This window comes from Hyphomicrobium sp. MC1, assembly GCF_000253295.1.
Classification (GTDB): Bacteria; Pseudomonadota; Alphaproteobacteria; order Rhizobiales; family Hyphomicrobiaceae; genus Hyphomicrobium_B.
The window spans coordinates 2154272-2166816 of sequence record NC_015717.1; the positions used below are offsets into that span (position 1 = coordinate 2154272).

General features: G+C 55.8%; 13 protein-coding genes. 7 read left to right on the forward strand and 6 right to left on the reverse strand.

Going from position 1 to position 12545, the window contains the following annotated elements:
- The first annotated feature begins 48 nt into the window (after positions 1–48).
- The 3 genes from HYPMC_RS25040 to cobT all read left to right on the forward strand — a co-directional run bounded on the left by HYPMC_RS25040 (position 49) and on the right by cobT (position 2416).
- Entirely contained in the window at positions 49–549 is a 501-nt protein-coding gene (locus HYPMC_RS25040; protein WP_050976781.1) for a hypothetical protein, read from the forward strand.
- 117 nt (positions 550–666) lie between these two features.
- A complete protein-coding gene (locus HYPMC_RS10520) occupies positions 667–1260 on the forward strand; it encodes a superoxide dismutase (RefSeq protein ID WP_013947900.1) in 594 nt (197 codons plus the stop codon).
- Between the two features lie 55 nt (positions 1261–1315).
- Positions 1316–2416: a nicotinate-nucleotide--dimethylbenzimidazole phosphoribosyltransferase gene (gene cobT / locus HYPMC_RS10525; protein ID WP_013947901.1), complete on the forward strand. Its 1101-nt coding sequence runs from the start codon at positions 1316–1318 to the stop codon at positions 2414–2416.
- A gap of 25 nt (positions 2417–2441) precedes the next feature.
- Here the strand turns inward: cobT and cobD are convergent, their stop codons facing one another.
- The gene (gene cobD, locus HYPMC_RS10530; RefSeq protein ID WP_013947902.1) at positions 2442–3473 is read right to left on the reverse strand and encodes a threonine-phosphate decarboxylase CobD; all 1032 of its coding nucleotides are present in this window, start codon (positions 3471–3473) and stop codon (positions 2442–2444) included.
- 330 nt (positions 3474–3803) lie between these two features.
- Between cobD and HYPMC_RS10535 the strand changes: the two genes are divergently transcribed.
- Positions 3804–4913 (forward strand): GTP-binding protein, encoded by a 1110-nt coding sequence (locus tag HYPMC_RS10535; protein ID WP_013947905.1) that lies wholly within the window; start codon positions 3804–3806, stop codon positions 4911–4913.
- Positions 4914–4986: 73 nt separating this feature from the next.
- Here HYPMC_RS10535 and HYPMC_RS10540 read toward each other — a convergent pair whose 3' ends face one another.
- Positions 4987–6108, reverse strand: coding sequence for a cobalt-precorrin-5B (C(1))-methyltransferase (locus tag HYPMC_RS10540; RefSeq protein ID WP_013947906.1), 1122 nt, complete (start codon positions 6106–6108; stop codon positions 4987–4989).
- Positions 6109–6154: 46 nt separating this feature from the next.
- On the opposite strand from HYPMC_RS10540, the gene cobA reads away from it, so the two are divergent.
- Both cobA and bluB read left to right on the forward strand, forming a co-directional pair.
- Positions 6155–6952 (forward strand): uroporphyrinogen-III C-methyltransferase, encoded by a 798-nt coding sequence (cobA, locus tag HYPMC_RS10545; RefSeq protein ID WP_041300890.1) that lies wholly within the window; start codon positions 6155–6157, stop codon positions 6950–6952.
- Positions 6953–7057: 105 nt separating this feature from the next.
- Positions 7058–7714 carry a 5,6-dimethylbenzimidazole synthase gene (gene bluB, locus HYPMC_RS10550; protein ID WP_013947908.1) on the forward strand — a complete coding sequence of 219 codons (657 nt, stop codon included), beginning with the start codon at positions 7058–7060 and terminating at the stop codon, positions 7712–7714.
- A gap of 20 nt (positions 7715–7734) precedes the next feature.
- On the opposite strand, the gene HYPMC_RS10555 is transcribed toward bluB, so the two are convergent.
- The 4 genes from HYPMC_RS10555 to HYPMC_RS23710 all read right to left on the reverse strand — a co-directional run bounded on the left by HYPMC_RS10555 (position 7735) and on the right by HYPMC_RS23710 (position 11253).
- A complete protein-coding gene (locus HYPMC_RS10555; RefSeq protein ID WP_013947909.1) occupies positions 7735–8082 on the reverse strand; it encodes a hypothetical protein in 348 nt (115 codons plus the stop codon).
- Positions 8083–8173: 91 nt separating this feature from the next.
- Positions 8174–9640: a cobyric acid synthase gene (locus tag HYPMC_RS10560; protein WP_013947910.1), complete on the reverse strand. Its 1467-nt coding sequence runs from the start codon at positions 9638–9640 to the stop codon at positions 8174–8176.
- Entirely contained in the window at positions 9637–10647 is a 1011-nt protein-coding gene (locus HYPMC_RS10565; protein ID WP_041300048.1) for a hypothetical protein, read from the reverse strand. The genes HYPMC_RS10560 and HYPMC_RS10565 overlap by 4 nt, the downstream gene beginning before the upstream one ends.
- Before the next feature lie 396 nt (positions 10648–11043).
- The gene (locus HYPMC_RS23710; RefSeq protein ID WP_013947912.1) at positions 11044–11253 is read right to left on the reverse strand and encodes a CbtB-domain containing protein; all 210 of its coding nucleotides are present in this window, start codon (positions 11251–11253) and stop codon (positions 11044–11046) included.
- A 65-nt stretch (positions 11254–11318) separates the two neighbouring features.
- On the opposite strand from HYPMC_RS23710, the gene HYPMC_RS24705 reads away from it, so the two are divergent.
- Positions 11319–12263, forward strand: coding sequence for a TetR/AcrR family transcriptional regulator (locus HYPMC_RS24705; protein WP_013947913.1), 945 nt, complete (start codon positions 11319–11321; stop codon positions 12261–12263).
- Positions 12264–12545 lie beyond the last annotated feature (282 nt).

Genomic DNA, 12545 nt, shown 5'->3' on the forward strand with positions numbered 1-12545 from the left:
TGGCCTGATGAAGCGAACTCCCGATCCAGAAACGTTGAAGCACGAACGATGCTTCCCATCGACCTGAATGGCACGCTCGTATCCTTCGAGGCACGGGCGTTTCTCGGGCCTACGGAAGATGAAGAAGCGCTCGTCCTCATCCATCAGCAGGTTCCGATAGCGCCCGACAGCGAACCACTCGTCTACATCCACTCCGGGTGTTTGGTTGGTGACGCGTTTCACTCAATGCGATGCGACTGTCGCCGCAGACTTGGATCCGCACTAACCGAGATTGCCAACGTCGATTTTGGTATACTTGTTTATTTGGTCACTCGAACGCGACTGCTAGCACGGCCTCGGCTCCTTCAATGCACGACAGTGGCGGGAACTCTTGACGATCAACGGGAGGCTAATGATTGCCGTCTTGCGGCATTCATTCTCAAAGGACTGGGCATAAAAAGTATTCGCTTAACCGGAATGAAGCCGCTGAATTGCGATGCTTTTCGCCTCCTCGGCTTCTCTTTCTCATGCGACCTCACATCGACCAACGCTGGGCCAGACCGCAATTGATTTGAAAGCGTCGATACAATTCTGTATCGCCATGGGTTTTTTCTTGCTATGAGACGGTTTCCGGCCTCTGGCGACGCCGGACAACGACAAAACTATTTATAATTTGCAGGAACCGCCATGACGCTCAGCTTACCCGATCTTCCTTACGCCTATGACGCTCTCGCGCCGTTTATGTCGGCCGAGACGCTCGAGTTCCACCACGACAAGCATCACTTGGCGTATGTCGAAAACGGCAACAAGCTGCTCGCTGGCTCCAAGTACGAGGGCCAGTCGCTCGAAGACATCGTCAAGAACGCCTACGCCGATAAGGCGCAGCCCATCATCAACAACGTCGGCCAGCACTATAACCATCTGCATTTCTGGCAGTGGATGAAGAAGGGCGGCGGCCGCAAGAAGCTGCCCGGCAGCGTCGAGAAGCTCGTCGACGGCTACGGCGGCTTCGACAAGGTCCGTACCGACTTCATCGAAGCCGGCAAAGGTCAGTTTGGCTCGGGCTGGGCTTGGCTCGCAGTCAAGGACGGCAAGCTTGAGGTCGTCAAAACGCCGAACGGCGAAACCCCCCTGATGTACGGCTCTAAGCCGATCCTCGGCGTCGATGTCTGGGAGCACAGCTACTACATCGACTATCGCAACGCCCGTCCGAAGTACCTCGAAGCCTGGTTCGACAACCTCGTCAACTGGGAGCACGTCGAGGCTCTCGTGTCCGCTTAGAGGTTCTTAGCCCCTTCCCCACCTCCTTCCTTTGACTATCATACCGGAACGCCTCATGCATGACCGTCTTCTGGAAGCTTCTACGCTCGTTCGTGAAGTCGAGCCTCTCGCCTTGACCGATAAAGAAAAACGTCCGTCGCCAAATTTCTGTGAAATCGCGAGACGGCGTCAAGCAAACCTGACAAAGCCGGCGGGCTCACTCGGACGACTCGAGCAGCTGGCGATTGATCTCTGCGGCATGCAGGGCACGGAACGTCCCCATGCGGACACTCCTGCCATAATCATATTTGCCGGCGACCACGGCATAACAGCTCAAGGCGTTTCCGCGTTTCCATCGGCCGTTACCGTCGAAATGTTGCGGAATTTCGCAAGTGGCGGAGCAGCTATTTGCGTTCTAGCACGTGCGATTGGCGCACACCTGCTGGTCGTCGATGTTGGGACCCTCGCGAAGACTGCTGTTCCGGGAGTTCGATCGGATAAAACGCAGTTCGGCACTCGCGACTTCTCCGCCGAACCTGCAATGTCATCGGCCGACCTAAATTTTGCCCTCGCGGCTGGACGGCGCGCTGTTGCCAGCATGCACGAAGGCGGCGCCGACATTCTCATCTTAGGAGAGATGGGAATTGGTAACACAACATCAGCCGCCGCGGTTGCCGGCGCGCTTCTCGGTCTCAATGGGACTGAGATTGTCGGTGCGGGAACAGGGCTTGGGAAGGATGGCATTCAACATAAGGCAAAGATCGTAGGCGATGCCTTGGCGTTTCACGATCTCTCGAAGGTCGGCATTTCGCCTTGGGAAGTTTTGAGGTGTGTAGGCGGATTCGAAATCGCAGCGCTAACGGGAGCGATCCTGGAAGCGTCCCAACTGGGTATCCCCGTCTTGATCGACGGATTTATTGTAACGGTTGCGGCGCTCGCTGCGGTAAAAATGTGTCCCGAGTGCCGCCCCTGGCTGCTTTTTTCTCACGTCTCCGCGGAACGTGGCCATCGCATTGTTCTGGACTATCTTAATGCCGAACCGCTTCTAGACCTAGGACTTCGCCTTGGTGAGGGATCTGGCGCAGCGGCGGCTCTGCCGATCGTTCGCCTCGCATGTAAGCTTCACACGGATATGGCGACGTTTGAGGATGCAAACGTCTCTCGTGAGACGCAGTAGACCGTAAACGTGCGTTGCGCGCCTACTACGGGGACAAAGATAGAAGAGCGGCCTCAATGCGACGCCAGGCGCTGCCTTGAGGAATGCCGAAACGCAGCCAAGTAGGCTGATCAGAAAATTGCCGGACATGAATAGCATTCGTTGCGAGAGTGTGCGCGACATTGGCTGCCCGCGGATGGGAAGCGAGAAGAAATAGCGGCGTACCACCCAGTACATCGCAGCCGGCGGCGACGAGAAGTCTTTCTAGGCGTTCGCGAGCATCCTTCACACGTCCACGCATATCGGCAAGCCACCTGGAATCCTTGAGTGCCTGACGTCCGATAGCGAGCGCAGGTCCGGAAACAGCCCACGGACCAAGCCACTCCCGAAGCTGCGCTGCCGTTTTTCGTTGCGTGATAGCGAAGCCGAGGCGCAGCCCCGCAAGACCATAGGTCTTTCCAAAAGATCTCAAAATTATCGTCGAAGGTGGTTCCAAAGGAACGACGCTGTGCTCGATACCTAACAAGTCGGCAAAGGCTTCATCCACTATCAGAAGGCCTCTCCTATGGGTCATTTCCTCAGCGAGCGATAACAATTGTTGCGGAGCATAGTGACGACCCGTCGGATTGTTTGGATTGACGACGACGACGACGCGAGCGCTTTCGATTTCGTCGAGGGTTTCGATCTCCATAGTGGAATGGCCCAATCGCTGCCAGCAGCGAGCGTGTTCACTGTAGGTTGGGCCGATGATTGCAACCTGAGTTGGCTCAATGAGCCGAGGAATGATCTGTATGAGCGCTTGGGTTCCTGGCGCAGACACAATGGCGTCTACATCGGGCGCGCCATAGCAAAAGGCGGATGCGCTCCGCAGTTCGAATTCTTCTTCCTTTAGCGGAAGTCTTGTCCAGGCGTCGGACTCTAAGGTTGGAATAGGATACGCGAAGGGATTGATGCCCGTGGAAAGGTCAATCCATGGCTCGATCGCATTGGGATAATTTCTGCGAGCCTGATCGATATCTCCGCCATGACGATAGTGATCGGCGGCGTTTTCAGGGGTAGGGATTGTCGTGCGAGACATTGATCGATTTCACCATTGCCGGCCAAAAATTTCCGCTGGCGCTAGCATTATTTGACAAGATGGTACAGGTCTGTCTTATTGCTACTTAGATATGCAGACAGCAATCGAACGAGCCGGAATTTTGCTGGAGGCCATCGTTACCGTTCATCCGATGCCTCTGGGTGTGGGAGCGAAGGAAAAAATGACGACGACATTCCGAGCACACGGCTCAGAGATGCTTGAGGTCGCCGTGCCTGCAAAACCTCCTCAGAGCGGTTCCTAAACGCGCACGACATTCACATTGCACCAACTGATGGTGTGCAACGGCACACTTGGGATCGTGGCCATTCCATGAAAGTAGCTGGCAAAATATCTTGCACGATCGTTACAGGATTCCTGGGTGCGGGTAAGACAAGCCTAATCGATCTGCTTCTTCTTGAGCACCCAATAGGCGAGATCGCCGTCCTTCTCCAAGAGGAAGAAAGGTCATTTCAGAACTTTTCAACTACTGATGCCAATTTGAAAGCCGAGAATTTCTTCGGCATTGAAAGAACCCAGCGGGGATCCGTCGACAGTATTAGACACGCGCTATGCGAGTTGCTTACGCAGCAGGAGCAACCAAGCAGAATTGTCGTCGAGTTGGGCGGAACCGATACACCCGGATCCATGCTTGAGGTCCTCGCTGAACCGACCTTTGCCTCCCGCATCGCCTGCGATGGCATCATCAATGTAATCGACGGTTACGCTCTATCGTGCGTCGAATTCGCCGGCAGACGCGATGCATTCCGCCGCCGACATTCGGCTTCCGCGACGACGGGACAAAACGCCGTCGCGGCAATATTTGAAGAACAATTGCGTCTCGCCAATGTGGTTCTTATTAACAAAATTGATCTCATCACTTCGCGCGATCGCGCTGAGATTACCAATTTTGTTCGCGACCTCATGGGGGTTTCCAGTCCCATTTTTGAGACATGTGGCGGTCGTCTGCCGAACGGGATACCCACGGCACGTCTTTTGGCTCCCACAGCTTTGCGATTGCATGAATACCGTGCGGATATGTTTCCCATCGTGCATTCTAAGTTGCGCACTCCATGTCGCGTTGTCGTGAAATTGCCTCTGATTGCGTGCGAGCGAGAGCTTCATCAAAGACTCGTCTCTATATCGGAAATTCACAACACGCTTCGCATGAAGGGCGTTGCCCATATCGCATCGCGCTCGCGTCCTGTTGCAATTGAAGGCGTGGGGAGGCGCATCCGATTAGAGCCATTGGGGGGCACTGAACGTCCTGGCGCGCACTCTGGTTATATCGCTATCACCTCCGAACAACATCTTTCGAAGACCGACATTCAGAGAGAGCTTTCTGAGCCACCTCCGCACTCATGCGGGACGCTTCCGGGCGCATCGAGGATCACCGTCGGCACGCTATCGCGCGCCCCATACGTGGCGGGGAAATTTCCGTGAGCTACCTTTCGAACAACGCCGTTTGGGCACTCTGTGAAAATGGTGACGGCCCGGTGATCGCCGGTAGGGGTGCTTAATGGACAGGCCGGGGTGGCGTTTGTCCGATACGTCGGCCGTTGCGGTCGATGACAATCACGTCGAGCGTAATGCCGGTGCCAAACAATCCCTTGGCGGCGGTATTCCAAGCCATATCCGCAATGCGGTCTCCAAGCGAGATCCCCGAGTTAATCGCGTGATCGACGACGAGTTGTGCAGTGTTCGCGGTTTGCGAAAGTTCGATAATCTCGGGCGGAGCTCCCGCCTGTTCCAATTGCTCGGCGAGCCAACGCCGGTCAACTTCTCCTCTTTTGGAATGAAGGTCGAGCAGGCCTTGACCAAGTTTGCACATCTTGGCGACGCCCCCGGCAATGGTGACGCGTGCCACCGGCTGCCGGCGGAGATATTTGAGCATTCCCCCCACAAAATCGCCCATCTCGATAAGGGCTTCGTCCGGCAAACCGAAGAGTTTTTGCGCCGCCACCTCGGATGTGTTTCCAGTGCTTCCTACGATGTGGCTTATGCCCATGGCTCTCGCGACATCGATACCTCGGTAAATCGAGTGGATCCAGGCGGAACACGAAAATGGTACCACGATCCCCGTCGTGCCAAGAATCGAAAGGCCGCCGACAATGCCAAGTCGCGGGTTGAGCGTTCTTTGCGCAAGTTTTTGACCATCAGAGACCGAGATCTCCACTTCGATATCCCGCGATCCTCCATGAAGCTCTGCGACTGCGTTCACTCCCTGCGCAATCATTTTTCGAGGAACGGGATTGATCGCGGGTTGACCAGGCGGAATTGGCAGACCCGGTTTAGTAACGATGCCCACGCCAGGTCCCGCACGAAAGACGATGCCGTTTCCTGTCGCCGTCAAGCGAACAGTGGCCTTGACCATGGCGCCGTGCGTGACATCAGGATCATCTCCCGCATCTTTGATGATGCCAGCAGTAGCGCTATCGGCATCTCGCCCCTGCATGGCGACCGCAAAGGACGGGCGGGCTCCGCTCGGCAGCTCGATTTCGACCGCGGCAGGAAACGATCCTGTCAGCAGAGCTTCGTAAGCGGCTTGCGTCGCTGCCGTCGCGCAAGCTCCTGTCGTCCAGCCTCGGCGCAGCGCCGAAGGCGGTGTCAGATCATCGCCGCCCAAAGCATCAGCCACTTTGCCCTCCCTAAAAAAAGATCCAAAAAAAATGAGCTATATCGATATGAGTACACTCCCGTCTTCCTTTCCTCCATTTCCTGAAATTTCTCCAGGAGAAGTTTGGCTGGTGGGCGCTGGCCCCGGTGACCCTTCCCATCTTACCCTCCTCGCTCTGCATGCATTACAGAGAGCAAATTACGTTCTTTATGATGCGTTGGTCGACGCGCGCATACTTGATATCGTCAACCGCGGGGCCATCGTACGCTTTGTAGGTAAGCGCGGTGGAAAGCCGTCGCAGCGGCAGCAAGATATCAATAGCTCTCTCATTGCTCTCGCCCGTGCCGGACATCGTGTCGTGCGTCTTAAGGGTGGCGATCCATTTGTTTTCGGCCGCGGGGCTGAAGAAGTTGCAGCACTCTCAGAAGCCGGCATACCTTATCGGGTTGTACCGGGCATCACCTCTGGACTTGCGGCGGCGTCGCTTGCGGGTATCCCAGCGACGACACGTGACACCAATCACGCCATCATTCTTGCTACAGGCCACTTAGCCGTAGATGATTGGAGTCTGGATCATTGGGCGGCGCTCGCGCGGACCGGACAACCCGTTATCTTTTATATGGCGATTGCCAATCTGCCCGAAATCACCGCTGCCTTCGAGCGCGGCGGCCTAAGCAGCGATACACCCGTAGCGATTGTGCAATCGGCAAGCACACCGGCGGAGCGCGTCGTCGAGACGACCCTCAACGGTGCGGTTGAAGCAGTCAAGGGCGCAGGCATAGAGCCGCCGGCAATCGTCATCATCGGGAAGATCGTTGCGTTGCGCAGCAGCCTTCGGTCCCTGGCGCTGGCGGACGTACGGTGATGCCGCAAATGGGGTTTTGTCTTCCGCCTGCGAGCCGTACATCCCGATTGGAAGGCATTCATGAGAAGATGCCCACGTCATTTGCCTCGGTAACGGAGAGACGGCATGACGGCAGTCAAAACCGCTCATAGCGGTCGTTTCGATACAAGCTTCCGCGAAGAATTCGAGGAACTCGTCTTGTGGCGGCGCGATGTACGCCGATTTCGACGTAACCCCGTTCCGCAGGATTTGGTTCGGTCGCTACTGAACCTCGCTAGCCATGCTCCGTCTGTCGGTCATAGCCAACCCTGGCGCTTTGTCTTCCTCGAAAGCGAAGCCGCGCGCGAAACTATTCGTTCTTCTTTTGCTCGAGCAAACAAATCCGCGCTCGAGGGTTACGTTGGCCAAACTCGTGAGCGATACGCCAGATTGAAGCTCGCCGGCATCGATGCTGCCCCTATTCAGCTCGCTGTATTCGCCGACGAGTCGACGGACGCGGGATCTGGCCTAGGACGCCAAACAATGCCTGAAGCGTTGCGCTACTCCGTTGTGGGGGCTCTACAGATCTTCTGGCTTGCGGCACGCGCACACGGTCTTGGCGTCGGCTGGGTGTCCATCCTTGAACCTGAAATTATTAAATGCGCCCTCGGAGTTCCCAACGGCTGGACGTTTATTGCGCATCTTTGTGTCGGTTGGCCTGAGGAAGAGCATACAGATCCCGAACTTGTACGACACGGCTGGCAACCTCGCCTCGGTGAAGATGAAATTTTTTTTCGTCGGTGAGCGTTCCGACACCTTTTCACTCACGCGGCATTCATTGGCGCTTCCACGCTAAGAGAATCTTTTCGCTGCTTTAAAAGTTCTGCCCTGTTTTTCGCAGCAATGATGGCCTGTGTGGCTTCCACACCAGCCTCGACTATCGCTGCATCATAGTAGGACCTGTAACGGTCCATCGCGTTCACACCCAACGCCTCGGCTATAACGAAGCGTTGAATGAGAAGATTGCTATGGCCCAGCGCAATACTATGGCGGAGCAGCGCTTCCGCCGCCGCAATGTCCGCTGTCGCGCGAAACTTAGCTTTCGCGTCCTTGGTCGCCTTGCGTGTCAGGCGCCAAGCATGAAGGGAGGATGAGGTAATCGTCTCTGTCATTCCACTTTCTCATCAAATCGGCACGATACAGACTTGTATCGACTGACGATGACCATGTGAAGAGCGGAGACATGCAGTGCAATAAAAGAATTCAGGCTATACGCTGGTCGGCGATCGCTAGCAGGCGCTCGATGTCGATCGATTTCGCTAACATATCCGCTAGCTCGTCGAGCGAAGCTTCAATTTTGGAAAGATGTTCGACACCATCGGAAGCGGCGCCCCATTCGGCTAACCACGCCTGCCGTTGTCGAGCCCCGTTAAAGATGCCGTGCACGTAGCATCCTGCTACCAATCCGTCGGGCGTTACCGCGCCATCGAAGTCGCCATCGAGGAAGCGCAGCAACGGCGCCGTCCCTGGATCTCGCTCGGTCTGTCCGCAATGAATCTCGTACCCAGAAAAGGGCATGCCATCCCGGACACGTACCCCCTCGACTGGCACAACTTTCTTGTCATCTCGCAAAACGGTATCGACTGGAAGATAGCCTAGACCCGCGACGGAATCGGGGCGACCCTCAATACCTTCCAAATCCGCGATGCTGCGCCCAAGCATTTGATAGCCAGCGCACAGGCCGAAAACCCGCTTACCGCGACGCACGTGTCCAGCAAGATCGATATCCCATCCTTGCTCGCGCAGGAAATGCAGGTCCGCAATGGTCGACTTGCTACCAGGCAGGATGACAACATCCGCCTTCGACGGCAGAGGTTTGCCGGGCGGAACTAAGACGAGGCACACCGAAGCCTCGGCGGCAAGGGCATCAAGATCATCAAAGTTAGCAATACGAGGGAGTATAGGAACTGCGATAGTGAGTTGCGTTGGTCGCGCACTTTGAACATCAAACGCGATAGCGTCTTCTGCGGGTAGACGCCGCGCGGCGCTGATCCACGGCACAATTCCCAAGCCCTCCCAGCCGGTTTGGCGCTCGATCAGACGATAGCCCTCATCAAAGATAGCGATATCCCCGCGAAAACGGTTGATGATGAACCCTCGGATCATGCGGGCATCTGCTTCCTCAAGCACGGCCTTGGTCCCTGCAAGCGACGCAATAACTCCTCCTCTGTCGATGTCACCGATCAATACGACAGGAACGTTTGCGACACGGGCAAATCCCATGTTGGCCACGTCGCCCGCTCGCAGGTTGACTTCGGCAGGGCTCCCGGCTCCTTCGACAATCACGATATCGGCCTCAGCCCGCAGTCGTTCAAAAGATTCGATGATGCTGGGCAAGAACGATACTCGTCCGTTTCGAAAACTTCGCGAATCGAGCACCCCTTCGACCTTGCCACGAACAATGATTTGGCTGGTTTTATCGGATTGCGGTTTGAGCAATACGGGATTCATGTCAACTGTCGGAAGTATCCGACAGGCCTGCGCCTGCACAGCCTGAGCTCGGCCTATCTCACCGCCACTCAAAGTCGCGGCAGCGTTATTCGACATATTCTGCGGCTTGAACGGGCGTACTCGCAATCCTCGATTGGTTAGTAGCCGACAAAGGCCGGCGGTCAAAACTGACTTCCCGACGTCGGAGCCAGTTCCCTGAAGCATGATCGCCGCAGTCATTCTGCGCCACTCTCTGGCCAGACTACAAATTCGTGAAGATCATATGCAGTCACTGCGAGACGCCCATTCCGGAAGCATAACGCAGAACCGAGCGCAGGACCGATTGATTGGTGTCCCGCGATACCAATTCTTCCGTCGTCAGAAAGCCGGCCTGTCCAGAGAACACCTTCGCCGGTGGAGGAGAAAAACCACAAATCGCTGCCCTCGCGAGATGCAAACACGACATCGAAATTGAAAACCTGAGGCGCAAACGAGTGGAGACAAAGGTTTGCCCGGTCTCGCATCTCGATATTCCATGTCTCAGGATCGACTTGATAGCTCCAGAGATTGAAATCGTCGGGTCCGACGGAGCAGTTTGCGACCAGCAAAAAGCTGTTTTGGATCGCAAGACTATTTATTCCACGCGACGCTTTGGGGTTGTAGAGCTTAGTGGAAAGAATCGCGCCGTCGGGAACGCGTAGAACCGTAAGATTGCCATCTTCGGAACCAGCAATCACAACGCCTTCGTTCTGAAAAACGGAATGAGCAGATATTCCCCGGACGTTAAAAAGTTGCCATGGATTGACCGGCGCTTTTGAACGAATGTCCGTCGTTCTTATGTGCCTCCAATCGGCTATGTGCTGTCCCCGCTCCCAAATCGATATAAAACCGTTGGCGTGTCCGACGACGAGGAAAGCAGAGCTGCCGAGCAAAAGTAGCGTTCCGCTGTTAGCGGCTCCCAGCTCAGAATCATAAGCAAGAGTGTTCGCTGCCTGAAGGTCGGTCCATTTACCCGACTCCGACGTCCACACGATCATAGTCGCGAAACCACCCGACGAGACGAAAGCTGCGGGCTCGTTCTCAAGCGGAACAATCATTTGAATGCCGTCAAGCGCGGGATCGGCGATCATTCGTGCGACAACCGGTTTTTGAGACGACGAATCGGCGAAAGCAAAAAGTCCGAGCGATCCATCCCAGCGGCCAATGGCGTAATGGCAATCGTCGAGGAAAGACGCTTTCTGCGCCATGGTGTAGGTCGTGCGCGCTGCCCGGAGGAGCGGGGTGGCCGCTCGTTTGGATACGTCTCGCCCCATCGGCACTACAGTCTGTGTTGAGTAGCCCGACACGTCTGTGCTCCGTTTTGCAACGGACATAATGGCTGATTCCGCCCCTATAGAATTTGGCGATCATCGCGAAAGAGACAGAGTGTTACCTCTGTGCCGCGTATAACCGTGGGGCGAAGAGAATAAACCCATGTCGAACGCTACGCAGGCGTTCAATAGCCATTGGGACGTCACGCAGCGGCTAGCCAGGAACCGAGAATGTTCGGGCTGCTAGCTAGGCAGCTGCTTTCGGTCTTGATGAAGACACCCGAGCCTACGGCTCCCGCAGGACGGTAACTATGGTCCTGCATTCCGACTACGTCAGTGGCAAGGAAATCCCAGCAGATGGCGGGCGTCATGAACAAATTCATGAACGGACATGCCATTGAAAATGGCCGTTGCCCCTTCTTCTACGCCAACAAAATACATACCCAGCAAGAAAAGTAGCCCTGCGAATACTGCCCAGGGGAGAATTTCACGAAGCGGAATAGGAATTAAGGTGGAGCTTCCGGCGAATGCGGAATGTGCCATCACAGCCTCCTGAGGAAAATTAGCAAGCCCGTCTCTTTTGCACTTCGATACAGGTCTGTACCTTGATGACGCGGGGCGGCTTTTTTGTCAATGCTCTGCGACCAACTCTATCAGATACGCGAACAAATCGGCCGGATATTGTTGCGCAAGCTACGCGGTCCTTCGGCCACCAAGCCATCTCGGTGCAAAATCCCTTGCGACATCAGATGCTTCGCCATGCCGCGTTGCACAAAATGACGGTGGCGGCAATATCAATACGGATGGGTATCGCCAGCGGAAAATTTGAACTTTCAAGCCATGCGGCCAAGGAAGTGCCGCGGGCAACTCGCACAGTGCGCGCCTCCTCTCGCCCACAGCATGCCAGCTCACCTGCAAGAACCTTACTGCTGAACTCACACGAACATCCCAAGTCCATGACCGATGAGTTTCCCACAGAGCATTCAACTGCGCGCGAACGAATACTCGACGCAGCTTACGAGCTTTTTGCTGCGCACGGAGTTGAAGCCGTCGGTGTGGACGCGATCGTAGCGCGATCCGGTACAGGCAAGATGACGCTGTACCGGCATTTTAAGTCTAAAGAGGCACTCATACTCGCCTTTCTAAAGAGACGGCGCGAGATGTGGACGCGAGACTGGCTACTGGCGCGCATCAGTAAGGACACAGACACGCCAAGTGATGGCCTGCTTGCATTTTTTGAGGTGTACCAGGAATGGTTCCTCGAACCAGACTTCGATGGATGTCCGTTCGTTAATACGCTCGTTGAAGCTCGCAATTCAGATAGCGTCAGGCATGCGGCCGCCGAGTACCTTTCTGAAATTCGATCTGCCATTGAGACGCGTGCCCGCTGCGCCGGTCTGGTTGACGTTGAGCGTCTTGCGCGCGCTTGGAACACGCTTTTGATGGGAGCTATCTTATCGCGCCTGAGTGGACAGCTTGATGCCGCGCGTGAAGCGCAGGCGACGGCACGAACACTTCTTGCAAGCTGGCCAAGAATGCCAACACGAATTTAGCATCTCGCTTCTGAACATAGAGTCCATTGTGCCGAGTTGGGGCCTGCAAAATCCGGCGGCACCCCCCTGCAATACACCGACGTCACGAGTTCGCGGCGGCATTCCGCCTCTCGCCCAAGCACGGAACAAGTAGATTGGCCAGCTTATCGGCGAACAGTGTGCAAACTCCACGGTTCGGGATTGGTGCGCCGTATTCGAGAGCAGATGACCGCTTTCTCGGGAGGCTGTGTGAGAACGAAGATGCGGCCCCCCGCTGGCCCGGCCGCGGCCTGCGGGCAGAGC